A 25,757-nucleotide genomic window follows, 5' to 3' on the forward strand; every position below is an offset into this window, starting at 1 on the left:
CGTCCGGGCCGTCGGGGGCGGCCGCCGGGATGATGCCCGAGCCTTTGAAGCTCGCCACCCAGAATCGTAAGTTCGAACAAACAGGAGACAGCGTGAAGTCGCTTGCCGCCACCGTTATGGCGTCGGAGTCGGGGCCTCATATCCCGGGGCCCGCGGACTTCTTCCTTCCGCCGATCGTCGGGTCCGGCGACTGGGCTCTGACCAAGGTGGGTCTCCTGGTCCTGCTGTCCGTCGTGATCGTTCTCGGCTTCTTCTACGCGGCCTCTCGCAAGGCCGCGGTCGTTCCGGGCCGGCTGCAGTTCGCCGGTGAGTACGTCTACGGGATGGTCCGCAACTCCATCGCGCGCGACATCATCGGCTCCCACGACTACATGAGGTTCGTGCCGTACCTGTTCACGGTCTTCACCTTCATCCTGGTCAACAACTTCTACGGGATCATCCCGTTGATCCAGTTCCCGACGATGTCGCACATCGGCTTCACGGCGGCGCTGGCGGCCATCACCTGGCTGATCTACAACATCGTCGGCATCGCGAAGCACGGTTTCGTCGGCTACCTCAAGCTCCAGACCGTGCCTGGCGGCGTGAGCGGCCCGATCCTGCTCATGATGGTGCCGCTGGAGTTCCTCTCCAACATCATCGTGCGCCCGTTCACGCTGGCGATCCGTCTCTTCGCCACCATGTTCGCCGGTCACCTGTTGGTGGCGCTCTTCTCCATCGGCGGCGCCTGGCTGATCCTGCACTACGCTCCGGCATGGCAGGGTGTCGCGGCCGGCGTCTTCGCCTTCCTGCTCGGCATCTTCGTGTCCTTCCTGGACATGCTGATCATGTTCCTGCAGGCCTATGTCTTCACGCTGCTCTCGGCGATGTACATCGCCGGGGCGGTCGCCGACGAGCACTGACGTCTCGTCTGAACAGCCAACCCAAGTCGACGCACAACAACTGACGCAGATCGCGTCACAACCGGAAGGAAATCCCATGGAACTGTCGGGACAGCTCGGAATCATCGGCCTCGGCCTCTCCGCCATCGGCCCGGGTGTCGGTGTCGGTCTGATCTTCGCCGCGTACGTCGCCGGTGTTGCCCGTCAGCCGGAGGCCCAGAGCCGCCTGCAGGCGATCGCGATCCTCGGCTTCGCTCTGTGTGAGCAGTTCTTCATCATCTCCCTGGCTCTCGCCTTCGTCCTTCGCTGACGTAGGGAACTACTGAAGGTTCCGACATGATCCTTACCCAGGTAACCGCTGCGGAGACCGAGATCAACCCGTTGGTCCCGCACGTCCCGGAGATCATCCTCGGTGTCATCGTCATCGCCATCCTCTTCGTGGGAGTAGCGAAGTTCATCGTTCCGAACTTCGAGAAGGCGTACGCCGATCGAACCGCGGCGATCGAAGGTGGCATCGAGAACGCCAACGCCAAGCAGGCCGAGGCCGATGCCAAGCTCGCCCAGCTGGAGGCTCAGCTGGCCGATGCCCGTCACGAGGCTGCCCGCATCCGCGAGCAGGCCCGCGAGGAGGGCGCCGCGATCAAGGCCGAGCTCCGCGCTGAGGCGCAGGCCGAGGCCGAGCGCATCATCACCGCAGGCAAGGCGCAGATCGAGGCCGAGCGCCAGGCGGCTGCTGCATCGCTGAAGACCGAGGTCGGCTCGCTGGCCACCGGTCTCGCCGGTCGCATCGTCGGGGAGTCCCTCGACGACGACGAGCGTTCCAGCCGTGTGGTCGAGCGGTTCCTCGCCGACCTCGAGGCAGGGGTTCACTGATGGACTTCCGTGGAGCGTCGGCCGACGCAGTTGCCGCCCTGACCGAGGAGCTGAAGACCGCTGTCTCCGCCTCTCCCGAGGCGGCGGCGAAGGCGGCCGACTCCCTCTTCGAGGTCTCCCAGACCTTCCGCGCCGAAGCAGCTCTGCGCCGCTTCGTCACCGACGCATCGGTGCCGTCGGAGGCCAAGACCGGCCTCGTCGGTGAGCTCTTCGGCGGGAAGGTCGACGCGACGGCCCTCAGCGTGGTCCAGTCGGCGGTCAAGCACCGCTGGACGCACGCCGGTGACCTGAGCGACGCGGTCGAGCGACTGAGCGAGATCGCCGCGGTCCGCAGCGCCGGTGGAGAGGCCAAGCGCCTCGCCGACGAGCTGTTCGCGGTCCAGCAGGCCGTGCAGGAGACGCCGGAGCTGCGCGACGCGCTCTCCGACCCGGCTCGCACGACCGAGGACAAGGTCACGCTGGTCGACGACCTTCTCGGCGGCAAGGCGCTGGCAGCGACCGTCGCCCTGACCAAGCAGGCCCTGGCGGGCACCTACCGCACCGCCACGGTCGCGCTGGGTGAATACCAGAAGGTCGCCGCCGCGGTCGCGGGCGAAGGCACCGCGGTCGTCCGCGTGGCCGCTCCGCTCTCGGAGGCGGACACCACCCGCCTGGCTGCGGCCCTCGCGAAGAAGTACGGCCGCGAGGTCCACCTGAACATCGTGGTCGACCCGGCCATCGTCGGCGGCATCAAGGTCTCGATCGGTGACGACGTCATCGACGGCACCATCTCCAGCCGCCTCGACGGGGCGCAGCGAGCACTCGCCGGCTGATCCGGCATCACGGCCCAACTGGCCGTATGACCCCTGTGTGACACAGACTTCGACGTAAGAACGAGAGAGAAGGCAGAGATGACGGAGCTCACCATCCGTCCCGACGAGATCAGGGACGCGCTGGCAAAGTACGTCGCGGACTACAAGCCCGAGGCGGCGAAGACCGAGGAGGTCGGCACTGTCGCGCGGACCGCTGACGGCATCGCCCAGGTCTCGGGCCTGCCCTCGGCCATGGCGAACGAGCTCCTCGAGTTCGAGGACGGGACCCTCGGTCTCGCCCTGAACCTCGAGACCCGCGAGATCGGTGTCGTCATCCTGGGCGACTTCGACAAGATCGAGGAGGGCCAGTCGGTCCGACGTACGGGCGAGGTTCTCTCGGTCCCCGTCGGTGACGGCTACCTCGGCCGCGTCGTGGACCCGCTCGGCAACGCGATCGACGGCCTCGGCGACATCGCGACGGTCGGCCGCCGCGCCCTGGAGCTCCAGGCTCCGGGCGTGATGCAGCGCAAGTCGGTTCACGAGCCGCTCGCCACCGGTATCAAGGCGATCGACGCGATGACCCCGATCGGCCGTGGCCAGCGTCAGCTGATCATCGGTGACCGGGCGACCGGTAAGACCACGGTCGCCATCGACACGATCATCAACCAGAAGCAGAACTGGGACTCGGGCGACCCCGACAAGCAGGTTCGCTGCATCTACGTCGCGATCGGCCAGAAGGGCTCGACCATCGCCTCCGTGCGTGGCGCCCTCGAGGAGGCCGGCGCGCTGGAGTACACGACCATCGTGGCCGCTCCCGCGTCCGACTCCGCCGGCTTCAAGTACCTCGCCCCCTACACCGGCTCGGCCATCGGTCAGCACTGGATGTACGAGGGCAAGCACGTCCTGATCGTCTTCGACGACCTGACCAAGCAGGCCGAGGCCTACCGCGCCGTGTCGCTGCTGCTGCGTCGCCCGCCGGGCCGCGAGGCCTACCCGGGTGACGTCTTCTACCTGCACTCCCGTCTGCTGGAGCGCTGCGCGAAGCTCTCCGACGACATGGGTGCCGGCTCGATGACCGGTCTGCCGATCATCGAGACGAAGGCCAACGACGTCTCGGCGTTCATCCCGACCAACGTCATCTCCATCACCGACGGTCAGATCTTCCTGCAGTCCGACCTGTTCGCGGCCAACCAGCGTCCGGCGATCGACGTCGGTGTCTCGGTCTCCCGCGTCGGTGGCGCGGCGATGACCAAGGCGCTCAAGGCCGTCACCGGCTCGCTCAAGGTCGACCTCGCGCAGTACCGCGCGATGGAGGCCTTCGCGATGTTCGCCTCCGACCTGGACGCGGCCTCGAAGCAGCAGCTGGCCCGTGGTCAGCGGCTGATGGCGCTGCTCAAGCAGCCGGCCTACTCGCCCTACCCGATCGACGAGATGACCGTCTCGCTGTGGCTGGGCACCACCGGCCGCCTGGACATCGTCCCGACCGAGGACGTGCTCAAGTTCGAGCAGGAGTTCCTCGACTACCTGCGTCGCTCCCACGAAGGCACCCTGGCCGCGATCCGCGAGTCGCTGAAGTTCGAGGACTCCACCGAGTCCGCGCTGAGCGGTGCGTACGACAGCTTCCTCAACCAGTTCGAGACCTCGGAGGGCGCCTCGGTCAAGCCGGGTTCCGCCAAGGAAGAGGCCCTGGCTGACGAGGACGTCGAGCAGGAGCAGATCGTCAAGCAGAAGCGGGGCTGACCCATGGCCGTGTCAGTGCGTGAACTCCGCGCGCGGATCAAGTCGACGGAGTCGATGAAGAAGATCACGCGCGCCATGGAGCTCATCGCTGCGTCCCGGATCATCAAGGCGCAGCAGCGGGCCAATGCGGCCGCGCCGTACGCCCGTGAGCTCACCCGCGCCGTCTCGGCGGTGGCGACCTACTCCAACGTGGACCACCCGCTGACCACCGAGCCGGAGGCGCCGACGCGCGCCGCCGTGCTGGTGGTCACCAGCGACCGTGGTCTGGCCGGCTCCTACTCCTCGAGCGTGCTCAAGGAGGCCGAGGGCCTGGTCGAGAAGCTCAAGGCCGAGGGCAAGGAGGTCGACCTCTACGTCACCGGACGTAAGGCCGAGGCCTTCTACAAGTTCCGCGGCCGTTCCGTGGCGCAGGCCTGGACCGGCTTCTCCGACCGTCCGGACTACGACGCGGCCAAGGAGATCGGCGAGAAGCTGATCGAGGTCTTCGTCGAGGGCACGGAGGCCGAGAAGGCTGCCGCCCCCGGCGTCGACGAGGTCCACGTGGTCTACACGCGGTTCATCACCATGATGACGCAGAAGCCCACCGCCGTACGTCTCCTGCCCCTGGAGGTCGTGGAGGGCACCGAGGCTCCGGCCGAGGGTGACGTCCTGCCGCTCTACGAGTTCGAGCCGTCGGCCGAGGCCGTGCTCGACTCGCTGCTTCCGCAGTACGTCGTGAGCCGGATCTGGTTCGCGCTGCTGCAGGCGGCCGCCTCCGAGCTGGCCCAGCGTCAGAAGGCGATGAAGTCGGCTACCGACAACGCCGACGAGCTCATCAAGAAGTTCACCCGGGTTGCCAACCAGGCTCGCCAGGCCGGCATCACCCAGGAGATCAGCGAGATCGTCGGTGGCGTGAACGCGCTGGCCGACGCCCAGGCTGCGAACGACTGAGAACCCACAGAAAGACTGACTAGAAAATGACCGCACAGGTTGACGAGAAGACCACGACGGGCCGCATCGCCCGCGTGATCGGCCCGGTCGTCGACGTGGAGTTCCCCGTCGACGCCATGCCGGAAATCTACAACAAGCTCGAGGTCGAGGTCACCGTCAACGGTGAGACCTCCATCCTGCCGCTCGAGGTCGCCCAGCACATCGGTGACGGCATGGTCCGCGCGATCTCGCTGAAGCCGACCGACGGCGTCGTCCGCGGTGCCACCGTGACCGACACCGGCGCGCCGATCACCGTGCCCGTGGGTGACGTCACCCTCGGCCACGTGTTCAACGCGACCGGCGACATCCTGGATGTCGACCCGTCCACGGTCGAGGTCAAGGAGCGCTGGGGCATCCACCGCAAGGCTCCGGCCTTCGACCAGCTCGAGTCCAAGACCCAGATGTTCGAGACCGGCATCAAGGTCATCGACCTCCTCACCCCGTACGTGACCGGTGGAAAGATCGGCCTCTTCGGTGGTGCGGGCGTCGGCAAGACCGTCCTCATCCAGGAGATGATCGCCCGAGTCGCCAAGAACCACGGTGGTGTCTCCGTGTTCGCCGGTGTCGGCGAGCGCACCCGTGAGGGCAACGACCTCATCCACGAGATGCAGGAGGCCGGCGTCTACGACAAGGTCGCCCTGACCTTCGGCCAGATGGACGAGCCGCCGGGCACGCGTCTTCGCGTGGCCCTCTCGGCGCTGACGATGGCGGAGTACTTCCGCGACGTCCAGGGCCAGGACGTGCTGCTGTTCATCGACAACATCTTCCGCTTCACCCAGGCGGGCTCCGAGGTCTCCACCCTGCTGGGCCGGATGCCGTCCGCGGTGGGCTACCAGCCCAACCTCGCCGACGAGATGGGTCTGCTCCAGGAGCGGATCACCTCGACGCGTGGTCACTCGATCACCTCGATGCAGGCGATCTACGTGCCGGCCGACGACTACACCGACCCGGCTCCGGCGACCACCTTCGCCCACCTCGACGCGACCACCGAGCTCTCCCGTGAGATCGCCTCGCTGGGTATCTACCCGGCGGTGGACCCGCTGACGTCGACGTCGCGAATCCTGGACCCGCAGTACATCGGCCAGGACCACTACGACTGCGCCGTTCGCGTCAAGCAGATCCTCCAGCGCAACAAGGAGCTGCAGGACATCATCGCGATCCTGGGTGTCGACGAGCTCTCCGAGGAAGACAAGATCATCGTCTCCCGTGCTCGCCGCATCCAGCGGTTCCTCTCGCAGAACACCTACGTCGCCAAGCAGTTCACCGGCATCGAGGGTTCGACGGTTCCGGTCAAGGACACCATCGAGGCGTTCAACAAGATCGCCGACGGTGAGTACGACCACGTCGCCGAGCAGGCGTTCTTCATGTGCGGTGGCCTCGACGACGTCGAGGCGAAGTGGGCCGAGATCCAGAAGAGCCTCTGATGACGGACGCACTTCAGGTGGAGCTCGTCGCTGCAGACCGTGTGGTCTGGAGCGGCGGGGCCACCATGGTCATCGCCCGAACGGTCGACGGTGATGTCGGCATCCTGCGCGGTCACGCGCCGGTGCTGTCGGCACTCACCGAGGCGGTCGTGGAGATCACTCCGGAGGAGGGCACCGAGGTCATCGCGACCGTCGACGGTGGCTTCCTCTCGGTGGCCAACGACCGCGTCTCGATCCTGTCCGAGCACGTGCTGCTGGCCCACGAGATCGACCTCAACCAAGCACAGGTCGAGCTCGAGGAGGCCCGTCGCCTGCTCGGCACCAACAACGACGCCGAGAAGCGCATCCGTCACGCCGAGGCACGCATCCGCGCTGTCGAGAAGGCCTCCTAGGGGAAGAGGGGCGATACCCGGATGGCATGGTGGGAGCTGCTCTTGGCCGTTGTGGCCGCATTGCTTCTGCTTGTCCTCGCCTATGGCATCGGGATCGCCGCTCGTCGCCGTCTGCTCGCTCGCAACGGCGGCGTCTTCGAGCTGAGCCACCGCGTCCGGGACACCAGTCCCGGGCGCGGTTGGGTCATCGGCATCGGCCGCTACTCCGGTGACGCACAGCTGGAGTGGTTCCGGATCTTCTCGCTCTCGCCCAAACCCAAACGGGTCTGGCGCCGCACCGAGATGGCCTACATCTCCAGCCGGTCTCCTGAAGGTATCGAGGAGCTGGTTCTCTACCCCGAGAGCCTGATCGTGACCTGCGAGGTCAACGGCGAGCACATCGACCTGGCGATGGACCCGCAGACGCTGATCGGCTTCCAGGCGTGGCTCGAGTCCCGCCCGATGCGGTCCACCTGGACCGTCTTCTGAGTCGTCCTCCTTCGGCCGTCCCCGGCACAACACCGGGGTCGGTCGGTTTGCTTTCGGGGGCTTCCCTGATTGTCCGGAGGGCGTCTGCGGCGGATCGTTGAGGTATGTCCTCAACCGCTCCCATTCCGACCCCGCCCGCTCCGCCCGCTTCGCCTGCTGGCGATGAGCTCCGCTGCACCGACGCCGATCGCGACCGCGTGATCGACCTGCTCAAGGCCTCCTACGCCGACGGCCGGCTCGACCAGGCCGAGTTCGACGTCAGGTTCGACCTGACCATGAAGGCGAAGACGTACGCCGCCCTCGAGCCGATCACCCGCGACCTGGTCGCGCAGCCCACCCCGGCCCCGGCGCCGGCCAAGCCCGCCCGTGACCTGCTGCCGCCGCCGACCACCGAGGAGCGGCTGCTGGCAGCGCTCGCCCAGGCCACGACCTGGGTACCGATCGTCGTCGGCCCCGCGATCCTCTACTACACCGTCGGCAAGCGCTCCGAGTTCGTGAAGCACCACGCCGCCGGTGCCCTGAACCTGCAGCTCACCCTGCTCGCCGTCACGATCGTGACGTTCGGACTCGGTGGCGCGCTCTACGGGATCGCCTGGGTCCTGGCGACCGCCTTCGCCGTCGTCGCGCTCGCCGGCGCCCCGCTGCGCCAGCCGTGGGTGCTGCCGATCTTCGGACGCGGCGGCCCCTACGAGAAGAAGCGCGACTGAGACCACCCCTGGGCACGTTCTGGAGGCCACTAGCCTTTACTCGTGACGCCTCTTCGCCGTGCCCAAGCCGGTTCGGTGGTGGCGTTCGCCACCAACGGCCTGCTGTCAGCGACCTTCATCTCCCGTATCCCCGCCCTGCGCGAGAGCCTCGGCCTGAACAACTCGGCCGTCGGCCTGATGCTGCTGGCGATGGGGATCGGGTCGGTCGCCGCGCTGCCGCTGGCCGGAGGACTGGTGATGCGCTGGGGTGCTGCCCGGGTCGTACGCCGCTGCGCGATGCTCTGCGTCGCCGCGCTGACCATGGTGGCGATCTCCGGCAGCTGGCTGGGGCAGGCGTGGCTGGTGGCGGTGTTCCTGGTGGCGTACGGCGTCGGTTACGGCGTCTGGGACGTCGCGATGAACGTCGAGGGTGCCGCGGTCGAGCGGCTGGGCGGCAAGACGCTGATGCCCCAGCTGCACGCGATGTGGAGTGTCGGCACCGTGCTCGGTGGGCTGCTGGGCATCGCTCTGGTGGGTACTTTGCCGACGGTATGGCACGTCGCCGGCGTCGCGGCCGTTGCGCTGGCGATCTGCTGGTGGGGGACCGCCGGCTTCCTCCCGACCTCGGCGCCGCCGGAGGGGCACTCGCCGCGGCGTGAGCTGCTGGCGGCGTGGCGCTCGCCCCACACCCTCCTGCTGGGCCTGATGGTGCTCGCCTTCGCCGCGGCCGAGGGAAGCGCCAACGACTGGGTCTCGCTGGCGATGATCGACGGCTACGACGTCAGTCATCGGGTCGGGGTGGCGAGCTATGCGGTGTTCGTCCTCTGCATGAGCCTGGCCAGGTTCGCCGGTGCGAAGGTGATCGACCGGGTCGGCCGGCAGCCGGTCCTGATCACCTCGGCGGCGTTGGCCGGTGCCGGGATCGTGCTGACCGTGTTCGCCGGCTCGTTCGGGCTCGCGCTGGCCGGGATCGTCCTGTGGGGCTTCGGCGCCGCCCTGGGCTTCCCGCTGGGGATCAGCATCGCCGCCGACGACGAGGCCCGGGCAGCGGCGCGCGTCTCGGTCGTCTCCACGCTGGCCTACGGCGCCTTCCTCGGCTTCCCGCCCATCCTCGGTGCCGTGGGGGACCAGATCGGCACCCTACGCGCACTCCTGGTCGTCGCGGTCCTGATGCTCCCTGCGGCGGCTCTCGCCGGGACCGTGGCGCGGCGGCGGGCGGTGTAACACGCTGTTCGTAGGTCTATCCGGTCGTTCTGACAGGGCGAGTAGTCCTACGAACGACGTGTTACACGAGAGCGACGCCCCCGCCCGTCTGTTCAGTCGAAGAGCGCGCGGATGTCGTCAGCGCCGATGGTGGAGCCCATGGCACCCTCGCCGTCCACGACCTTCGCGAAGAGCTCGGCCTTGCGCTCCTTGAGCTCCATGACCTTCTCCTCGATCGTGTCGGTCGAGACCAGCCGGTAGACCATGACGTGCTGGGTCTGGCCGATGCGGTGGGCGCGGTCGACGGCCTGGGCCTCGGCGGCAGGGTTCCACCACGGGTCGAGCACGAAGACGTAGTCGGCCTCGGTCAGGGTCAGGCCGACGCCGCCGGCCTTCAGCGAGATCAAGAAGACCGGGGCATCCCCGTCGCGGAAGCTCTCGATCACCGCGCCGCGGTCACGGGTGGCACCGTCGAGATAGGCGGCGTCGATGCCGGCCTCCGCGAGCCGGGTGCGGGCCCGGCCGAGGAACGAGGTGAACTGGCTGAAGACCAGCGCCTTGTGGCCCTCGGCGGCGAGCTCCTCGATGTGGTCGACGAGGGTGTCGAGCTTGGCCGAGCCGACGTGGTCGTCCTCGGGGTCGACCAGCCCGGGATCGAGCGAGAGCTGGCGCAGCCTGGTCAGCGCGCTGAGGATCGCGACCCGGTTGTCGTTGAAGTCGTCGAGCAGGTGCAGGATCCGCTGCCGCTCCCTGGCCAGGTGGGCGTCATAGATCTTGCGGTGAGCCGGGTTGAGGTCCACGCCGAGCACCTGCTCCTGCTTGGGTGGCAGGTCGTCGGCGACGAGCTCCTTGGTGCGTCGCAGCAGGAACGGGCGCAACCGGGTCCGGAACCGGCGCAGCGCCCCGTCGTCACCCGACTTCTCCACCGGCGAGACCACCGTGTCGCGGAACATCCGCGGGCTGGGGTAGAGGCCGGGCGCGGTGATCGAGAGCAGCGCCCACAGCTCCATCAGCCGGTTCTCGAACGGTGTGCCCGTCACCGCGAGACGCCAGCTGGCGTCGATGCGGCGGGCGGCTGCGTACGTCTTGGACTGGTGGTTCTTGACCTGCTGGGCCTCGTCGAGGACGAGACCGGCCCAGGGACGCCCGGCGAAGGCGTCCTGCTCGAGCCGGAGGATGGCGTAGGTCGTGACCACGACGTCGGCGTCCTCGCGGGCCTCGGCCACGGAGTCGACGCGCTTGCTGACCGTGCTCACCCGCAGGCCGGGGGTGTGGCGGCGGGCCTCCTGGACCCAGGCCGGGACGACCGATGTCGGCGCCACCACGAGGTAGGGGGCGCGCGGGGCGGGCTGCGAATGCACCGCATGGGAGATGGTGGCCAGCACCTGCAGCGTCTTGCCCAGGCCCATGTCGTCGGCGAGGATCCCGCCGAGGCCCTGCTCGTGCAGGAACGCGAGCCAGTGGAAGCCGTCGAGCTGGTAGTGGCGCAGCTCGGTGGCCAGGCCGGTCGGCTCCGGCCGCGGGATCTCGCGCAGGTCACGCAGGGCCTGGGCCCGCTGGACCCACTCGGCTGCCTGCTGGTCCACGACGCCCAGCTCGGCGAGCTCGGCCCAGACCCCGAGGTCGTGCTTGCCGACCGCGATCCCGTCGCCGGTGCGCTGGTGGAGCTGCCCGGCGGCCTCGACGACGTTGCGCAGCCGGTCGAGCTCGGGGCGGTCCGTGGTGATGTAGGTGCCGCTGGGGAGGATCAGGTGGTCGTCGCCCCGGGTCAGCGCCGCGAGCACGTCGGGCAGCGGGACGGCCTCGCCGCCGATCCGGATCACCACCTGCAGGTCGAGCCAGTCCCGGCCGATCGCGTCGCCGCCCTCCGGGGAGGTGATCTCGAAGGAGATCTCCGGGTCCTCGTCGGTCTCGCGGAACTCGGGCCGCTCCACCTCGGTGACCTCGACGCCCTCGATCTCGCGCAGCGCCGGGAGGTCGTGGATGGCGAGCGCGAGCGCGTCGCCGTCACGTACCTCCTGCTTGCGGAGCAGGTCGGCGGAGACCTTCTCACGGAGCGCGGCCTCCTGCGCCGGGTCGCGGACGAGGCCGAGATCCTCGCGGGAGTCCACCGGGTAGTGACGTACGCCGTAGGCCCACGTCCAGCCGAGCGTGGCATGGGTCGAGCTGCGCCAGGTGACCGTCAGGCTCAGGCGCGGCGCGGGAGGCGCAGGGATGTCCAGGGAGTCGTCGGTCGAGCGCAGCGGTACCAGACGGGCCAGCGGGCCCAGCAGGGCGCTCAGCGTGCCGATCTCGGGCTCCGGGACGGTCAGCGGCTCCCGGGCGGTCACCAGCCGCTGCGCGTGCGTCGACAGCGGCCCCGACAGGTCGCCGAGGTGGAGCACGCCGGCGTCGAGCACACCCACCGAGCGGGTCGGGCGACCGATCGGAAGCACGGTCGGGCCGGCGTAGACGCGGTCGCCGTGGGCCAGGCCGAAGCGGAGGACGGCCTCGCCGTCCTCGCGGCGGAGCTCGCCGGCGAGCGAGAGCGGCTCGTCGAAGATCACCACGCCGCGTACGTTCTCGCCGGGCAGCACCGTCACGCCGCCACGGATCGCGTCGCGGAGCAGGCTGACCGCGTGCTCACCGAAGTCGGCGAGGCTGAGCGAGGAGCCGCGGGCGTAGAGCAACCGGTCGGGCCGCAGCTGCCGGGCCAGCTCCTGGAGGGGGAGCAGCTGGCTGCGCGGGAAGTCCTTGCCCGGCAGCGCGCTGGGGATGTTGGACCAGTCGGCACCGGTCTTCGCCCAGCGCTCGCGGTTGCCCATCCGCATCGGCCGCAGCTCGACCGTGGGGGAGCTCGCGACCGCCGACCGCGGGCTGTGCACGTCGATCTCGAGCGCGAGAGCCGGCAGGTCGTCCTCGGGCTTGTTGTCCTCGGCGAGCTGGCCGAGCAGCGTACGCAGCTCCGTCTCCCACAGCGAGCTCTGCGACGCCGACGCGGTGCGCGAGCCGGTGAGCACCAGGCCCAGGGCTGCGCCGTGCTTGCAGCTGTTGCGTACGGGGCAGGTGCACGTGCTGGTCACCCGGTCGACGCCGTTCCTGGCCTCCAGGCTGAGGGTCGCGCGGTAGGGGGCAGGCCCGCTTCCCCGGACCTCGGCGGTGGCACGCAGCGTGCCGCCGACCTCGCTGACCTGGGGCTCGGCGACGCGGCCCTCGGCCGCGTAGGCCTTGCCGCGCTCCATGGTCTGTGGGTCGAAGGTCTCGCGGAGCAGGTCGTTCGTGAGAGCTTCGAGCGAGGACACCCGACCTAGTCTTCCAGCATGAGGGCGGTTCTGCGACTTCGTGGACGCTGGTGGTGAGCAGCGTCTCGTTTGTTGCGGTGGCGGTGGTCTAGACCAGAGGCGCACCTCGATGGGGTTGCGGTGCATTCATGGGCCTGCATAGGCGCGCGTCCGTCGCGGACATGCAGGCAACCGAATCCGAACCCATCGCGACAACTTCGTCGCGCAAAAGGAAAGCCACCTCGATCCGAGCGGGGGGATCCGGACCGAGGTGGCGATGAATACTTTCGGCCAAGTTGGCGGTGATTGCAAGTCGAACCGCCATGGCGGGAATGTGACGTGTCGTATATCTGCCATGATGTCCGTCGTTCCTTCCCCGCCACGAAAGGGTTCTCGGATGCTCGATGCGCTCGGTCTCGACAATCTCGAGGAGACGGTCTACCGCCAGCTGGTCGGTGCACCTTCGGCCAACCTCGACGAGCTGGCCGAGGCGGCCGACCTGGACAGCTACGCGGTTTCCGCGGTGCTGGCCGCGCTGGAGGGCAAGGGCCTGGTCGCCCGGGCATCGGCGGGACAGGACAGATACGTCGCCTCGCCGCCGGCGGTGGCGCTCGGGGCGCTGCTGGTCCAGCGGCAGGACGAGCTGCGTCGCGCTCAGGTCGAGATGACCGAGCTGGCCGGCCTCTATCGCGGGTCGGTCGCTCGTCGCGACGTGGCCGACGTCGTCGACGTGGTCCACGGCACCGAGGCGATCGCCCAGCGGTTCGCCCAGCTGCAGTACTCGGCGAAGAAGTGCATCCAGGCTCTGCAGAAGCCGCAGGCCGCGGTCGTCACGCGGGAGGATGCCGACGAGGCCGAGCGGGCCGCGATCGAGCGCGGCGTCAGGCACGACATCGTGCTGGAACGCTCCGTCTTCGACACCCCGGGCATCTACGAGACCATCGACTCCGGGCTCGAGATCGGCATCGAGCTGCGGGTGGTGCCGACCGTGCCGCTGCGCGCCTTCATCGTCGACCGCGAGATCGCCCTGATCCCGCTCATGCAGGGTTCGACGGCTTCGGGTGAGCACAACACGGTCCAGGACGCGCTCCTGCTGCACCCCAGCGGCCTGCTCGACGCGATCATCGCCCTCTTCGACCTGATCTGGACCTCGGCGCCGAAGCTCGTCGCGACGCCCGAGGGTACGGTCGAGACGGCCGCCGACCGGCTCGAGCCGCTGGACACCAAGGTGCTCTCGCTCCTGCTGGCGGGCCTGACCGACGCCTCCATCGGGGCGCAGCTCGGGCTGTCGCTGCGTACGGTCCAGCGGCGGGTGCGTCAGATGATGGACCGCGCGCAGGTCGACACCCGCCTCCAGCTCGGCTACGAGGCGGGGCGTCGCGGCTGGCTGTGAGCTCTGGCTAGCGCTCGCCGCCCGGCACCCACAGGACGTCGCCCTGCTCCCGGTTGGCGTGCCGGGCGAGGATGAAGAGCAGGTCGCTGAGGCGGTTGAGGTAGGTCAGCGCGAGCTTGTTCATGGTCTCGCCGTGCACCTCGTACGCGGCCCAGGCCGCCCGTTCGGCACGGCGCGCGACGGTGCGGGCGACGTGCAGATGGGCCGCGGCGACGGTGCCGCCGGAGAGGATGAACGAGCGGAGCTTCTCCAGCGGCTCGTTGTAGTCGTCGCACCAGGCCTCGAGCCGGTCGATGTAGGCCTGCTCGACGCGCAGCGGCGGGTACTCCGGGTCGGGAACGACCGGGGTCGAGAGGTCGGCGCCGACGTCGAAGAGGTCGTTCTGGATGGTCGTCAGCACCTTGACGACGTCCTCGTCGATGCCGCCATGGGCCAGCGCGACACCGATCGCCGCCCCGGTCTCGTCGGTGGTCGCGTACGCCTCCAGCCGCAGGTCGGTCTTCGCGGTCAGGCTCATGTCGCCGAGCCGGGTCTCGCCGGCGTCGCCGGTGCGGGTGTAGATGCGTGTCAGGTTGACCATGCGCTGAGCCTATGCGGACGGCCTACTTCTCGGCGAGCGTGGTCATTTGACAGAAAATAGTGACGGAAGTGACGAACGAGGCTGTTGAGGTGCAACCAATCTGAGCTGCCGCGCGTCATAGTGGGCGAGAGGGAGCGCCAACTGGTGCGTAGAGCTTCTGTGTGAGGGCAACCCATTTCTGGGGATGGAGGCAGGCATGGAGATCGTGATCGACGGGCCGACGCTGGTGTTGAACGGCGACTTCGACGTACGCAGCACCTGGATGGCACGCAGTGTCATCTACGACCACCTCGAGTCGGTCGAGGGTGATGTCGTGCTCGATGTCTCCGGCGTGTCCAGCGCGGACGTGACGGCGCTGAAGCTGCTCGCCGTCGCGACGCGACAGGCTCACGCCGAGGGTCGACACCTCACTCTCCACGGCTGCACCCCCGCGGTGCGGCGTATGCTCCACCTCTCCAGGCTCTATCGTGTCCTCGAGGTGGAGAACTCGCCGCTCATCGCGTAGTCGGTAAAGAGTGGGCGGGCGAGTGACATCTTCCACACCGGAGCCGGTTACTGATCGGTAACCGAGGGGCTAGCATGCCTCTTATGACGGACACCACGCCCTCCGAGCAGAGCCGCCCGGCGAAGGATCGCTCCTGGCTGATGCGGACGTACGCCGGCCACTCGACCGCCGAGGCGTCCAACGAGCTCTATCGCACCAACCTCGCCAAGGGGCAGACCGGTCTCTCGGTCGCCTTCGACCTGCCCACGCAGACCGGCTACGACCCCGACAGCGCCCTCGCCCGTGGCGAGGTCGGCAAGGTGGGCGTGCCGATCATGCACATGGGCGAGATGCGCAAGCTCTTCGACCAGATCCCGCTCACCGAGATGAACACCTCGATGACGATCAACGCGACCGCCATGTGGCTGCTCGCGATGTACCAGGTCGCCGCCGAGGAGCAGAACCCCGGGATGGACCCGGCCGAGGTGGCCGCCAAGCTGGCGGGCACCACCCAGAACGACATCATCAAGGAGTACCTGTCCCGGGGGACGTACGTCTTCCCGCCGGAGCACTCCCTGCGCCTGATCAGCGACATGATCGCCTACACGGTCCACCAGATCCCGAAGTGGAACCCGATCAACATCTGCAGCTACCACCTGCAGGAGGCCGGCGCGACGCCGGTGCAGGAGATCGCCTACTCGATGTGCACCGCCATCTCGGTGCTCGACGCGGTCAAGGCCTCCGGTCAGGTCTCGGAGGAGGACTTCGGCAAGGTCGTCGGCCGGATCTCGTTCTTCGTGAACGCGGGCGTGCGGTTCGTCGAGGAGATGTGCAAGATGCGCGCCTTCGTCCAGCTGTGGGACGAGATCACCCGCGAGCGCTACGGCGTCGAGGACCCGAAGATGCGCCGCTTCCGCTACGGCGTGCAGGTCAACTCCCTCGGCCTGACCGAGGCGCAGCCGGAGAACAACGTGCAGCGCATCGTGCTCGAGATGCTCGCGGTGACGCTGTCCAAGAACGCGCGGGCGCGCGCGGTGCAGCTGCCCGCCTGGAACGAGGCCCTGGGCCTGCCGCGTCCGTGGGACCAGCAGTGGTCGCTGCGCCTGCAGCAGGTGCTGGCCTACGAGTCCGACCTGCTGGAGTACGGCGACCTCTTCGACGGCTCCCCGGTCGTGGAGGCCAAGGTGGCCGAGCTCGTGGCCGGCGCCAAGGAGGAGATCGACCGGGTCCAGGCCATGGGCGGCGCGATCGCCGCGGTCGACACCGGTTACATGAAGTCCGAGCTGGTCTCCTCGCACGCGCGCCGTCGCGCCGCGATCGAGGCCGGCGAGGAGATCATCGTGGGCGTCAACAAGTTCACGACGACCGAGCCGAGCCCGCTGACCGCCGACCTGGACGCGGCCATCATGGTCGCCGACCCCCGTGCCGAGGAGGCTGCCAAGGCCTCGCTCGAGGCGTGGAAGGCCGAGCGTGACGAGTCGGCCGTCTCCGAGGCGCTGGCCGCGCTGGCCGCCGCCGCGAAGACCGACGCCAACCTGATGGAGGCCACCCTGGCCGCCGCCCGTGCGGGCGCGACCACGGGGGAGTGGGCCGGCACCCTGCGCGAGGTCTTCGGCGAGTTCCGGGCACCCACCGGTGTCTCGGGCGCCGTCGGTGCCGCGGAGGCCGGCGCCGAGCTGGCGACCGTACGTGACCGGGTCAAGGCCACCGGCGAGGAGCTCGGTGTCAAGCTGCGCATGCTCGTCGGCAAGCCGGGCCTGGACGGCCACTCCAACGGCGCCGAGCAGGTCGCGGTGCGGGCCCGTGACGCCGGTTTCGAGGTCATCTACCAGGGCATCCGGCTCACCCCGGAGCAGATCGTCGCCGCGGCGGTCGCCGAGGACGTACACGTGGTCGGGCTCTCCATCCTCTCCGGCTCGCACATGTCGCTCGTGCCCTCGGTGGTCGACGGGCTTCGCGAGGCGGGTCTCGGTGACGTACCCGTCATCGTGGGTGGCATCGTGCCCGAGTCCGACGCCAAGGCGCTGCTCGCGTCGGGGGTCGCGGCGGTCTACACGCCCAAGGACTTCAGCCTCACCGAGATCATGGCCGACATCATCGAGGTCATCCGCAAGGCCAACGACCTCTCCTGAGTCGAGGATCGACACGGCTCCCGAAAAAACTTCGGGAGCCGTGTCGATCCGGGTGGGTGTCCATTCGTGAAAGGGGCAGAGGGAGGCGGACAGCGCCTCTCGCCACTTCACAGGAGTACGAGATGTCCACGATCACCACCGCCCAGCAGACCTCCTCCACCCGCGCCGCCGGCTCGGCTCGCTCCGCTGCCCGCAAGTCGGTCTGGCTCCATGGCCTCGGCGCCACGGTCGTGGCCAGCGCGGTCGTCACCGTTCTCGCCGTCGTTGCCTCGGCGGCAGGGGTGAGCTTCGAGACCGCCAGCGGCACGATCCCGCTCGCCGGCTACGCCCAGCTGACCGCCTTCTTCTCGCTCATCGGGGTCGCGATGGCCGCGGTGCTGGCCCGTGTCGCCCGTCGCCCGCGGCGTACGTTCGTGGTCACCACCGTGGTGCTGACCGTCGCCTCGCTCGTCCCCGACGTGACCTTCGGTTTCGACGCCGCCAGCGCGGTCGTCCTGATGCTCCTCCACGTCGTCGCCGCCGCCATCGTCATCCCGGTGCTGGCTCGTCGTCTCGCCGCGTGACCGGTGAGGTCTGCCGACGGCTGCATCGTGTAACACGTCGTTCGTAGGACTGTCCGGTCGTTCCAGACGACCACACAGTCCTACGAACGACGTGTTACATGCGCGCCGGGTAGCCTGCCGCGCATGCGGGTAACGGTGGTTGGAGCCGGAGTCATCGGACTCTCGTGCGCGGTGCGGTTGCTGGAGGCCGGTCACGAGGTGAGCGTGATCGGCCGGGAGCGGACGACCGGGACGACCTCGGCGGTGGCCGGTGGGTTCTGGTTCCCCTACCTTGCCGAGCCGCGCGAGCGGGTGACAGCCTGGGCCGCCGAGACCTTCCTGGAGCTCGCCCGGCTGGCCCGTGAGGAGCCCGAGGCCGGCGTACGTATGGTCCACGGCACCCAGCACAACCCGGGGACCGACCTGTGGTGGGCCGCGCCGCTCACCGACCTGACCGTCGGCGAGGGCCGCGCCGAGTTCACCGTCCCGATCGCCGAGATGCCGGTCTACCTGCCGTGGCTCGAGCGGAAGGTCATCGAGGCCGGCGGGAGCATCACCACCGGGACGGTCGACGACCTGGAGAGCCTGGACGCCGACGTCGTGGTCAACGCGACCGGCCTCGGCGCGCGCGAGCTGGTCGGCGACACCAGCCTCTACCCGGTCCAGGGCCAGATCGTCATCCTCGAACCCGGCGCCACCGAGGAGTGGCTGGAGGCCGAGGGCGAGGAGCCCTCCTACGTCTTCCCGCGCGGCAGGGACACCGTGGTCGGAGGTACGTCGGTGCCGCACGCCTGGGACCAGAGCCCGGACCCGCGTACGGCTGAGCGGATCCTCGCCGACGCCACCGCCGCCATGCCGGAGATCGCGAACGTCGAGGTCAGGGGCCACAAGGTCGGCCTCCGGCCGGCCCGCTCCTCGGTCCGGCTGGAGCGCGAGGGACGGGTCGTTCACTGCTACGGCCACGGCGGTGCCGGGGTGACCCTGAGCTGGGGCTGCGCCACCGAGGTGGCCGCGCTCGTGAAGTAAGGCTCGCCTAACTCTGCTGTTACCCTTCGAGCGTGGGCAAGAAGAGGAAACCTCCCAAGACGGAGTGCTGCGTGTCGAAGTCGCGGTGCAAGCGGTGTCCGATCCGCATGCTCAAGGAGGGCACCCTGCCCGAGGGGATGACGGTCAAGAAGCGCCGTCTGGTGACCCTCGACGGCAAGCCGGTCAAGAAGAAGCACCTGGCTGCTTGACGGGAAAGGCGCCGCCAAGTTGTGCGCGAGGTGGTAGGAATTGCTTTGCAGTCGATTACCTACTCGTGCAAGGACGTTACCGATGCCTCACGCCACCCGCCGCTCTGTCCTGTCCGGTGCTGCTGTCACGGGCGCCGCGGCGCTGAGCGCTGCCGGCTACACCGCCACCCCGGCCCATGGTGCGAACGGCGCGGGGAAGGGTGACACGGTCCGGCTGACCGTGCTCGGCACGACCGACCTGCACGGCAACGTCTTCAACTGGGACTACTACAAGAACGCCGAGTTCTCGAACAGCGCCGGCAACGAGATCGGCGTCGCCAAGGTCAAGACGCTGATCGATGCCGTGCGCGAGGAGCGACGCGGCGAGCCGATCCTCACGATCGATGCCGGTGACACCATCCAGGGCACCCCGCTGGCCTACTACTACGCCCGGATCGACCCGATCACCGAGGGCGCGATCCACCCGATGGCGCGGGCGATGAACCTGGTCGGCTACGACGCCGCGGCCCTGGGCAACCACGAGTTCAACTACGGCATCGACACGATCCGGAAGTTCGAGGAGCAGGTGAACTTCCCGATGCTCGGCGCCAACGCGGTCGACCCGTCGACCAAGCTGCCGGTCTTCCCGCCCTACATCATCAAGGACTACGACCTCGGCCGCGGCCGCCGCCTCCGGGTGGGCGTGCTCGGTCTGACCAACCCCGGCATCGCGATCTGGGACAAGGCCAACGTCGAGGGGAAGATGGAGTTCCCGGGGCTGGTCGAGCAGGCCAAGATCTTCGTGCCCGAGCTCAAGAAGGCCGGCTGCGGCCTGGTCATCATCAGCGCTCACTCCGGTGCCGACACCTCCAGCTCCTACGGTGACGAACTGCCCCCGGAGAACGCCTCCACCCTGGTCGCCGAGCAGGTGCCGGGCGTCGATGCGATCCTCGTCGGTCACGCCCACCGGGAGATCACCCAGCGCTACGTCACCAACACCGAGACCGGCAAGCAGGTGCTGCTGACCGAGCCGCTCTACTGGGGAATGCGCGTCTCCGTGATGGACCTGGTCGTACGCCGCGAGAAGCGCCACGGCCGGCCCCGATGGATTCTCGAGTCCGCGACCTCGCAGACGCTCAACTCCAACACCGTCGACCCCGACCCGGAGGTCTCGGCCGCCGTGCAGGAGCAGCACGACGTGGTCATCGACTACGTCAACTCCGTCGTCGGCACCTCGGCGGTGGAGATGCTGGCCGCGCGGGCGGTCGTGGAGGACGTACCGATCATCGACTTCGTCAACTTCGTCCAGGCCGACGCGGTCAAGGCGGCGCTCACCGGCTCCGACGCGGAGCTGCCGGTCATCTCGATCGCGGCCCCGTTCAGCCGCGCGGCGGCCTTCCCTGCGGGGGAGGTGACCGTACGCGACGTCGCCGGTCTCTACATCTACGACAACACCCTGATGGCGGTGCGCATCACCGGCGCCCAGCTCAAGGACTACCTCGAGTTCTCTGCGCGCTACTTCAAGCAGGTCAGCGGCACCGGTCCGTTCCCGATCGACCAGGTGACCAACGCCCCGACCGACACCGCGCCCAACGGCACGCCCGACTACAACTTCGACACGATCGCCGGCCTGGACGCGCCGCTGACCTACGACATCGACATCTCGCTGCCGGTGGGCTCGCGGATCACCAACCTCGCCTACGACGGCGTCGCGGTCAGCGATGCGCAGGAGTTCGTGCTCGCGGTCAACAACTACCGCCAGTCCGGTGGTGGCGGCTTCCCGCACGTCACCGACGCCACGGTGGTCTACAACCAGCAGGTCGAGATCCGGCAGCTGCTCATCGACTGGGTCACCGCCAACCAGGTCATCGACCCCGCCGCCTTCGCCTCGGTCGACTGGCGCCTCGTCTCCGGCGGCGAGCCGATCACGGTCAACTCCTGACCGCCGAGTCGGCTCGTCGGGTCAGCGGGGGTTGATCCAGTTGAGCAGCTGACTCATCGAGATCAGCAGGTCGTCCAGCCGCCGCTCGACGCTGTCCAGACGCGCGTTGACGCTGTCGATCGCGGCATCGGTGCGCTCCATCCGGCCCTTGATCGCATGGAACTCCGCCGTGTGCATCTGCTGCATCGTCAGGAGATCGATCATGATCGCCTCGACGTCGCTCACGGACAGGCGGCCCCCAACGCCATGCCCCGAGTAGTTCATGGACATGGCGTGAATCTTGTCACGCAGTTCCATGCGAAACGTATGGAATGGTGTTTCGCCGACGTGAACTTGCCTGACCGTGCACCAACTGTTGGTCAGAAGAGTCTCTCGGTCGGGTCGTCGAGGCCGCGGAGCGCGTCGTAGTCGACGATTGCGCAGGTGATCCCGCGGTCTTCGGCGAGCACACGGGCCTGCGGTTTGATGGCCTGGGCTGCGAAGATGCCGCGCACCGGGGCCAGCAGCGGGTCGCGGTTGAGCAGCTCGAGATAGCGGGTCAGCTGCTCGACCCCGTCGATCTCACCGCGTCGCTTGATCTCGACGGCGACCGACCTCCCGTCGGCGTCGCGGCACATCAGGTCGACCGGACCGATCGCGGTCGGGTACTCGCGGCGCACCAGGGTCAGGCCTTCGCCCAGCGTCGCCGGGTGATCGGCGAGCAGCTCCTGGAGGTGTTTCTCGACCCCGTCCTTCTGCAGACCGGGGTCGACGCCCAGGTCGTGCGACGTCTCGTGGTGGATCTCGTCGATCAGGATCCGCAGGGTGTCGTCCGTCTTGGATGTCACCGTCCACTCGATCCGGCCGTCGTCGGACTTGCCCTCCGAGAGGGTGCACGGCGGCGACATCCAGTTGAGAGGCTTGTAGGAGCCCCCGTCGGAGTGGACCAGCACCGATCCGTCGGCCTTGAGCATCAACACCCTGGTGGCCATCGGGAGGTGGGCGGTGAGCCGCCCCGCGTAGTCGACCTGGCAGGTGGCAACGACGAGTCTCACCGGGAGAACGTATCGCATGGGTCCATGTGAGCAGCGTCACGCCACCAGGGGTTACTCATGGGTAATAAATTTGGCAGTCTTCCGTCGCATGACGGTTTCGACTCAGGGTTCCATCCACGACGTGCTCGTACTGCCCTACCTCAACCACGCGATTCGCATGCTCGAGTCGGGCTACGCCACCGCCACCGACATCGACAACGCCATGCGTTTCGGCTGCGGCTACCCCCAGGGACCGCTGGCCACGGTCGACGAGATCGGCGCCTCCGTCGTACGCGACGCGCTGCTCGCCCGCTTCGAGGAGACCGGCGACAACCTGCACAAGCCCGCCGACCTGCTCACTCAGATCTCCGACGAGTCCGGGTCGTTCACCGGCGCAGCCGGGGACCACGTACGGGCTCCGGAGCTGCGCCACACGATCGAGAAGATCGGCGTGGTCGGCACCGGCACCATGGCTTCCGGCATCGTCCAGGTCTTCGCCCAGGCGGGCTATGACGTCCTCTTCGTCGGCCGCTCGCAGGAGAAGCTCGACGGAGTCGTCGCCGGGATCACCAAGTCGCTCGACAAGGCGATCGCCAAGGGCCGCTCGGACGAGGCGACCAAGGCCGCCGTGCTCGGCCGGCTCACCGGGAGCACCTCGCGCGAGGACCTCGGCGAGGCCGACCTGATCGTCGAGGGCATCGCCGAGGACCTCGAGGTCAAGACCGAGCTCTTCAAGGACCTCGACCGGATCGCCAAGCCCGGCGCCATCCTGGCCACGACCACCAGCTCGATGCCGATCACCGAGCTCGCCAAGGTCACCGCGCGCCCCGGCGACGTCATCGGGATGCACTTCTTCAACCCCGCGCCGGTCATGAAGCTCGTCGAGGTGGTCACCACCGACCTCACCTCGGCCGAGGTCGACGAGACCGTGCGCGCGCTGTCCACGGCGGTCAAGAAGGTGCCGGTCTCCTGCGGCGACCGCTCCGGCTTCATCGTCAACGCCCTGCTGTTCCCCTACCTGAACGACGCCGTCAAGCTGCACGAGTCCGGCGTCGCCATGGACGAGATCGACGCCGCGATCAAGGAGTCCGCCAAGTTCCCGATGGGCCCCTTCGAGCTCCTCGACGTCGTCGGCAACGACGTCTCCCTGGCGATCCAGTCCGAGCTCCGCAGCGAGTTCGGCGAGCCCGGCTTCGACCCCGCGCCTCTTCTGGTCCAGAAGGTCCAGGAGGGCAAGCTCGGCCGCAAGACCGGCGAGGGCTTCCACACCTACTGATCCAGCCCGGCCGAGGCGTCACGTACGTCGGTCGAGGCGTCACCTACGCGAATCGAGTCGTCACCCCGGTGACGGCTCGATTCGCCTGTCCGACGCCTCGGCCTGCGGGGGTGACGCCTCGGTCAGGGGCGGGGGTAGCCGCGGCGTACGGCTCGTTCCAGGATCCCCAGCGTGGCCCGGATCGACTTCTGGTCGATGACCGGGAAGATCGGCTTCCACTCGGGGAGGGCGGTGGACCAGTCGCAGTAGGAGGTGACGCGGGTGTCGCCGGAGTCGAGCTGCTCGAGCTGGTAACCGAAGCGGTGGCCGATCGGCGGCTTGATGGTGCCGTCGATGGTCCACTCGATCGACCGGTCGGGCTCGAGGCCGGTGATGATCACGGTGACGTCGTACCTGCCCATGGGATAGTCGCCGAGCGCCTCGCGGTCCATGTGGACGACGAAGCGGTCGCCGACCGCGGCCACGGCGGATCCCTCCGCCGACTGGAGCATGCCGGAGGCGTCGATGGCGACGTGGCCGTCGGGGTCGACCAGCACGGCGAAGATGTCGGCGGGGGAGGCGGGGATGATCCGCTCGGCGTCGATGCGTTCGGCCTCGGTGGGCCCGGAGGTCTGGGTCTGTTCGGTCACGGGGTCTGAATCTAGCGGCGTCCCGGGCATGCCCGGCGTCACACCGTGGCAGGATGCTCGGCATGAGCGAGCGCACGATCGAGACAGTCGGAGTCGTCGGCCTGGGCACCATGGGTGCGGGGATCGCGGAGGTGTTCGCCCGCAACGGGTTCACCGTCGTCGGCGTGGAGCGCGACGAGGAGGGCCTCGAGCGCGGCAAGGCGCACCTGGCGCACTCGACGGGCCGTGCGGTCAAGCGCGGCAAGCTCAGCGAGGAGGAGCAGGAGGCGCTGCTCGGCCGGATCTCCTTCGCCACCGATGCGACGGCGCTCAAGGACGTCGACATGGTCGTCGAGGCGGTCGTGGAGTCGCTGGAGCTGAAGAAGTCGATCCTCGCCACGCTCGACGAGATCGTGGCTCCCGAGACGATCCTGGCGACCAACACCTCGTCGCTGTCGGTGACCGAGATCTCGACCGCCTCCAAGCACCCGGGGCGGGTCGTCGGCGTGCACTTCTTCAACCCCGCGCCGGTGCAGAAGTTCGTCGAGATCGTACGCACCGTGGTGACCGAGCCCGACGTGCTCGACGACGCCCGCGACGTCGTCGGCAAGCTCGGCAAGTCGCCGGTGGTCTGCGGTGACCGGGCCGGGTTCATCGCCAACGCACTGCTCTTCGGCTACCTCAACCACGCCGTCTCGATGTTCGAGGGCCACTACGCCACTCGCGAGGACATCGACACCGCGATGCGGCTGGGCTGCGGCTACCCGATGGGGCCGCTGGCGCTGCTCGATCTGATCGGCCTGGACACCTCCTACGAGATCCTCGACACGATGTACCGCCAGGGTCGCGACCGCCTGCACGCCCCCGCGCCGATCCTCAAGCAGATGGTCACCGCCGGGATGCTCGGGCGGAAGTCGGGACGCGGCTTCTACACCTACGAGGCCGCCGACTCGCCCGTCGTGGTTCCGGACGCGCTCACCCCGAGCGCCGACGCCACCCACGAGCTGCGCCGGTCGATCACGAAGGTGGGCGTCGTCGGCACCGGCACGATGGCCTCCGGGATCGTCGAGGTGTTCGCCAAGGGCGGCTACGACGTGACGTACGTCGGGCGCAGTCAGGACAAGGTCGAGGGTGTCGCCGCGCGGATCACCAAGAGCCTCGACAAGGCGATCGGGCGCGGCAAGCTCGAGGAGTCGGCGAAGCCGGAGATCCTCGGCCGCCTGACCGGCACCACCTCGCTGGACGACCTGGCCGACGTGGACATCGTCGTGGAGGCGATCGCCGAGGACCTGGCCATCAAGACCACGCTCTTCGAGAACCTCGACGACATCTGCAAGCCGGGAGCGATCCTGGCGACCACGACCTCGAGCCTGCCGGTCATCGAGCTGGCGAGGGTGACGAAGCGGCCGGCCGACGTCGTCGGGATGCACTTCTTCAACCCGGCGCCGGTGATGAAGCTGGTCGAGGTCGTCTCCACGGTCACCACCTCCGAGGAGGTCTCCGAGACCGTCCGCGCGCTCTGCGCGCAGGTCGGCAAGTCGCCGGTCTCGTGCGGCGACCGAGCCGGCTTCATCGTCAACGCGCTGCTCTTCCCCTACCTCAACGACGCGGTCAAGATGCTCGAGGGGCACTACGCCACCGCCGACGACATCGACACCGCGATGAAGCTCGGCTGCGCCCTCCCGATGGGTCCGTTCGAGCTGCTCGACGTGGTCGGCAACGACGTCTCGCTCGCCATCGAGCGTGAGCTCTACCTGGAGTTCCGCGAGCCGGGCTTCGCGCCCGCGCCGCTGTTGGAGCATCTGGTCACAGCGGGCTACCTCGGCCGTAAGACCGGCAAGGGTTTTCGCGACTACAGCTGAGCCGCCAGCGGCGTCAGTTCGTCTAGG

Annotated in this window: 25 protein-coding genes; 20 read left to right on the plus strand and 5 right to left on the minus strand. The window is 68.5% G+C overall.

All coding sequences use genetic code 11. The annotated features are described in order from the left end of the window. Window positions 1-92 precede the first annotated feature (92 nt). The 11 genes from atpB (at window position 93) to OG984_RS27585 (ending at window position 9,445) form a co-directional block, all read left to right on the plus strand. Complete coding sequence (atpB, locus tag OG984_RS27535) at window positions 93-899, plus strand: F0F1 ATP synthase subunit A (protein WP_328529272.1); 807 nt, start codon at window positions 93-95, stop codon at window positions 897-899. Window positions 900-975: 76 nt separating this feature from the next. Continuing rightward, a complete protein-coding gene (locus tag OG984_RS27540; RefSeq protein ID WP_141795487.1) occupies window positions 976-1,188 on the plus strand; it encodes an ATP synthase F0 subunit C in 213 nt (70 codons plus the stop codon). A gap of 26 nt (window positions 1,189-1,214) precedes the next feature. After that, window positions 1,215-1,751 carry a F0F1 ATP synthase subunit B gene (locus OG984_RS27545; RefSeq protein ID WP_008362140.1) on the plus strand — a complete coding sequence of 179 codons (537 nt, stop codon included), beginning with the start codon at window positions 1,215-1,217 and terminating at the stop codon, window positions 1,749-1,751. Then, entirely contained in the window at window positions 1,751-2,563 is an 813-nt protein-coding gene (locus OG984_RS27550) for a F0F1 ATP synthase subunit delta (protein ID WP_008362141.1), read from the plus strand. The genes OG984_RS27545 and OG984_RS27550 overlap by 1 nt, the downstream gene beginning before the upstream one ends. Window positions 2,564-2,641: 78 nt before the next feature. Continuing rightward, window positions 2,642-4,282, plus strand: a complete 1,641-nt coding sequence (gene atpA, locus OG984_RS27555; RefSeq protein ID WP_328529273.1) for a F0F1 ATP synthase subunit alpha — start codon at window positions 2,642-2,644, stop codon at window positions 4,280-4,282. A gap of 3 nt (window positions 4,283-4,285) precedes the next feature. Continuing rightward, window positions 4,286-5,212, plus strand: a complete 927-nt coding sequence (locus OG984_RS27560) for a F0F1 ATP synthase subunit gamma (protein ID WP_040756539.1) — start codon at window positions 4,286-4,288, stop codon at window positions 5,210-5,212. Between the two features lie 26 nt (window positions 5,213-5,238). Beyond that, complete coding sequence (gene atpD / locus OG984_RS27565; RefSeq protein ID WP_328529274.1) at window positions 5,239-6,675, plus strand: F0F1 ATP synthase subunit beta; 1,437 nt, start codon at window positions 5,239-5,241, stop codon at window positions 6,673-6,675. Next, on the plus strand, window positions 6,675-7,067 hold the full coding sequence (locus OG984_RS27570; protein WP_328529275.1) for a F0F1 ATP synthase subunit epsilon: 393 nt from the start codon (window positions 6,675-6,677) through the stop codon (window positions 7,065-7,067). The genes atpD and OG984_RS27570 overlap by 1 nt, the downstream gene beginning before the upstream one ends. Window positions 7,068-7,088: 21 nt before the next feature. After that, window positions 7,089-7,535, plus strand: coding sequence for a DUF2550 domain-containing protein (locus OG984_RS27575; protein ID WP_328529276.1), 447 nt, complete (start codon window positions 7,089-7,091; stop codon window positions 7,533-7,535). Window positions 7,536-7,639: 104 nt separating this feature from the next. Then, complete coding sequence (locus OG984_RS27580) at window positions 7,640-8,242, plus strand: DUF1707 and DUF4870 domain-containing protein (RefSeq protein ID WP_328529277.1); 603 nt, start codon at window positions 7,640-7,642, stop codon at window positions 8,240-8,242. Window positions 8,243-8,284: 42 nt separating this feature from the next. Next, on the plus strand, window positions 8,285-9,445 hold the full coding sequence (locus tag OG984_RS27585) for an MFS transporter (protein WP_328529278.1): 1,161 nt from the start codon (window positions 8,285-8,287) through the stop codon (window positions 9,443-9,445). A gap of 92 nt (window positions 9,446-9,537) precedes the next feature. Here OG984_RS27585 and OG984_RS27590 read toward each other — a convergent pair whose 3' ends face one another. Next, entirely contained in the window at window positions 9,538-12,705 is a 3,168-nt protein-coding gene (locus tag OG984_RS27590; RefSeq protein ID WP_328529279.1) for a DEAD/DEAH box helicase, read from the minus strand. A 376-nt stretch (window positions 12,706-13,081) separates the two neighbouring features. On the opposite strand from OG984_RS27590, the gene OG984_RS27595 reads away from it, so the two are divergent. Further along, on the plus strand, window positions 13,082-14,077 hold the full coding sequence (locus OG984_RS27595) for a helix-turn-helix domain-containing protein (protein ID WP_328529280.1): 996 nt from the start codon (window positions 13,082-13,084) through the stop codon (window positions 14,075-14,077). A 7-nt stretch (window positions 14,078-14,084) separates the two neighbouring features. On the opposite strand, the gene OG984_RS27600 is transcribed toward OG984_RS27595, so the two are convergent. Continuing rightward, window positions 14,085-14,657 (minus strand): cob(I)yrinic acid a,c-diamide adenosyltransferase, encoded by a 573-nt coding sequence (locus OG984_RS27600; RefSeq protein ID WP_328529281.1) that lies wholly within the window; start codon window positions 14,655-14,657, stop codon window positions 14,085-14,087. A gap of 196 nt (window positions 14,658-14,853) precedes the next feature. Here OG984_RS27600 and OG984_RS27605 point away from each other — a divergent pair, with 196 nt between their 5' ends. The 6 genes from OG984_RS27605 to OG984_RS27630 all read left to right on the plus strand — a co-directional run bounded on the left by OG984_RS27605 (window position 14,854) and on the right by OG984_RS27630 (window position 20,971). Further along, window positions 14,854-15,162: an STAS domain-containing protein gene (locus OG984_RS27605; RefSeq protein WP_040756541.1), complete on the plus strand. Its 309-nt coding sequence runs from the start codon at window positions 14,854-14,856 to the stop codon at window positions 15,160-15,162. Window positions 15,163-15,245: 83 nt separating this feature from the next. After that, window positions 15,246-17,273 (plus strand): protein meaA, encoded by a 2,028-nt coding sequence (locus OG984_RS27610; protein ID WP_328529282.1) that lies wholly within the window; start codon window positions 15,246-15,248, stop codon window positions 17,271-17,273. Between the two features lie 122 nt (window positions 17,274-17,395). Then, window positions 17,396-17,836 (plus strand): DUF6069 family protein, encoded by a 441-nt coding sequence (locus OG984_RS27615; RefSeq protein ID WP_328529283.1) that lies wholly within the window; start codon window positions 17,396-17,398, stop codon window positions 17,834-17,836. Between the two features lie 123 nt (window positions 17,837-17,959). After that, window positions 17,960-18,841 (plus strand): NAD(P)/FAD-dependent oxidoreductase, encoded by an 882-nt coding sequence (locus OG984_RS27620; RefSeq protein WP_328529284.1) that lies wholly within the window; start codon window positions 17,960-17,962, stop codon window positions 18,839-18,841. A gap of 71 nt (window positions 18,842-18,912) precedes the next feature. Further along, entirely contained in the window at window positions 18,913-19,050 is a 138-nt protein-coding gene (locus OG984_RS27625) for a hypothetical protein (RefSeq protein ID WP_196876577.1), read from the plus strand. A gap of 82 nt (window positions 19,051-19,132) precedes the next feature. Continuing rightward, on the plus strand, window positions 19,133-20,971 hold the full coding sequence (locus OG984_RS27630) for a bifunctional metallophosphatase/5'-nucleotidase (protein ID WP_328529285.1): 1,839 nt from the start codon (window positions 19,133-19,135) through the stop codon (window positions 20,969-20,971). Window positions 20,972-20,992: 21 nt separating this feature from the next. Here the strand turns inward: OG984_RS27630 and OG984_RS27635 are convergent, their stop codons facing one another. Beyond that, window positions 20,993-21,268: a hypothetical protein gene (locus OG984_RS27635; RefSeq protein WP_008362168.1), complete on the minus strand. Its 276-nt coding sequence runs from the start codon at window positions 21,266-21,268 to the stop codon at window positions 20,993-20,995. A 62-nt stretch (window positions 21,269-21,330) separates the two neighbouring features. Then, window positions 21,331-22,005, minus strand: a complete 675-nt coding sequence (gene nucS / locus OG984_RS27640; protein ID WP_328529286.1) for an endonuclease NucS — start codon at window positions 22,003-22,005, stop codon at window positions 21,331-21,333. 88 nt (window positions 22,006-22,093) lie between these two features. Here nucS and OG984_RS27645 point away from each other — a divergent pair, with 88 nt between their 5' ends. Further along, window positions 22,094-23,260 carry a 3-hydroxyacyl-CoA dehydrogenase family protein gene (locus OG984_RS27645; protein WP_328529287.1) on the plus strand — a complete coding sequence of 389 codons (1,167 nt, stop codon included), beginning with the start codon at window positions 22,094-22,096 and terminating at the stop codon, window positions 23,258-23,260. A 122-nt stretch (window positions 23,261-23,382) separates the two neighbouring features. Here the strand turns inward: OG984_RS27645 and OG984_RS27650 are convergent, their stop codons facing one another. Continuing rightward, on the minus strand, window positions 23,383-23,889 hold the full coding sequence (locus tag OG984_RS27650) for a polyketide cyclase (protein WP_328529288.1): 507 nt from the start codon (window positions 23,887-23,889) through the stop codon (window positions 23,383-23,385). Between the two features lie 62 nt (window positions 23,890-23,951). On the opposite strand from OG984_RS27650, the gene OG984_RS27655 reads away from it, so the two are divergent. Further along, a complete protein-coding gene (locus OG984_RS27655) occupies window positions 23,952-25,730 on the plus strand; it encodes a 3-hydroxyacyl-CoA dehydrogenase family protein (protein WP_328529289.1) in 1,779 nt (592 codons plus the stop codon). The last annotated feature ends 27 nt before the right edge of the window (window positions 25,731-25,757 follow it).

The organism is Nocardioides sp. NBC_00368, from assembly GCF_036090055.1.
In the GTDB taxonomy this organism is placed as follows: domain Bacteria; phylum Actinomycetota; class Actinomycetes; order Propionibacteriales; family Nocardioidaceae; genus Nocardioides.

Coding starts and splice junctions, on each gene's coding strand:
- OG984_RS27540 (WP_141795487.1), top strand. CDS start 976: ATGGAACTGTCGGGACAGCTCGGAATCATCGGCCTCGGCCTCTCCGCC.
- OG984_RS27545 (WP_008362140.1), top strand. CDS start 1,215: ATGATCCTTACCCAGGTAACCGCTGCGGAGACCGAGATCAACCCGTTG.
- OG984_RS27550 (WP_008362141.1), top strand. CDS start 1,751: ATGGACTTCCGTGGAGCGTCGGCCGACGCAGTTGCCGCCCTGACCGAG.
- atpA (WP_328529273.1), top strand. CDS start 2,642: ATGACGGAGCTCACCATCCGTCCCGACGAGATCAGGGACGCGCTGGCA.
- OG984_RS27560 (WP_040756539.1), top strand. CDS start 4,286: ATGGCCGTGTCAGTGCGTGAACTCCGCGCGCGGATCAAGTCGACGGAG.
- atpD (WP_328529274.1), top strand. CDS start 5,239: ATGACCGCACAGGTTGACGAGAAGACCACGACGGGCCGCATCGCCCGC.
- OG984_RS27570 (WP_328529275.1), top strand. CDS start 6,675: ATGACGGACGCACTTCAGGTGGAGCTCGTCGCTGCAGACCGTGTGGTC.
- OG984_RS27575 (WP_328529276.1), top strand. CDS start 7,089: ATGGCATGGTGGGAGCTGCTCTTGGCCGTTGTGGCCGCATTGCTTCTG.
- OG984_RS27580 (WP_328529277.1), top strand. CDS start 7,640: ATGTCCTCAACCGCTCCCATTCCGACCCCGCCCGCTCCGCCCGCTTCG.
- OG984_RS27595 (WP_328529280.1), top strand. CDS start 13,082: ATGCTCGATGCGCTCGGTCTCGACAATCTCGAGGAGACGGTCTACCGC.
- OG984_RS27600 (WP_328529281.1), bottom strand. CDS start 14,657: ATGGTCAACCTGACACGCATCTACACCCGCACCGGCGACGCCGGCGAG.
- OG984_RS27605 (WP_040756541.1), top strand. CDS start 14,854: ATGGAGATCGTGATCGACGGGCCGACGCTGGTGTTGAACGGCGACTTC.
- OG984_RS27610 (WP_328529282.1), top strand. CDS start 15,246: ATGACGGACACCACGCCCTCCGAGCAGAGCCGCCCGGCGAAGGATCGC.
- OG984_RS27615 (WP_328529283.1), top strand. CDS start 17,396: ATGTCCACGATCACCACCGCCCAGCAGACCTCCTCCACCCGCGCCGCC.
- OG984_RS27620 (WP_328529284.1), top strand. CDS start 17,960: ATGCGGGTAACGGTGGTTGGAGCCGGAGTCATCGGACTCTCGTGCGCG.
- OG984_RS27630 (WP_328529285.1), top strand. CDS start 19,133: ATGCCTCACGCCACCCGCCGCTCTGTCCTGTCCGGTGCTGCTGTCACG.
- OG984_RS27635 (WP_008362168.1), bottom strand. CDS start 21,268: ATGGAACTGCGTGACAAGATTCACGCCATGTCCATGAACTACTCGGGG.
- OG984_RS27645 (WP_328529287.1), top strand. CDS start 22,094: ATGACGGTTTCGACTCAGGGTTCCATCCACGACGTGCTCGTACTGCCC.
- OG984_RS27655 (WP_328529289.1), top strand. CDS start 23,952: ATGAGCGAGCGCACGATCGAGACAGTCGGAGTCGTCGGCCTGGGCACC.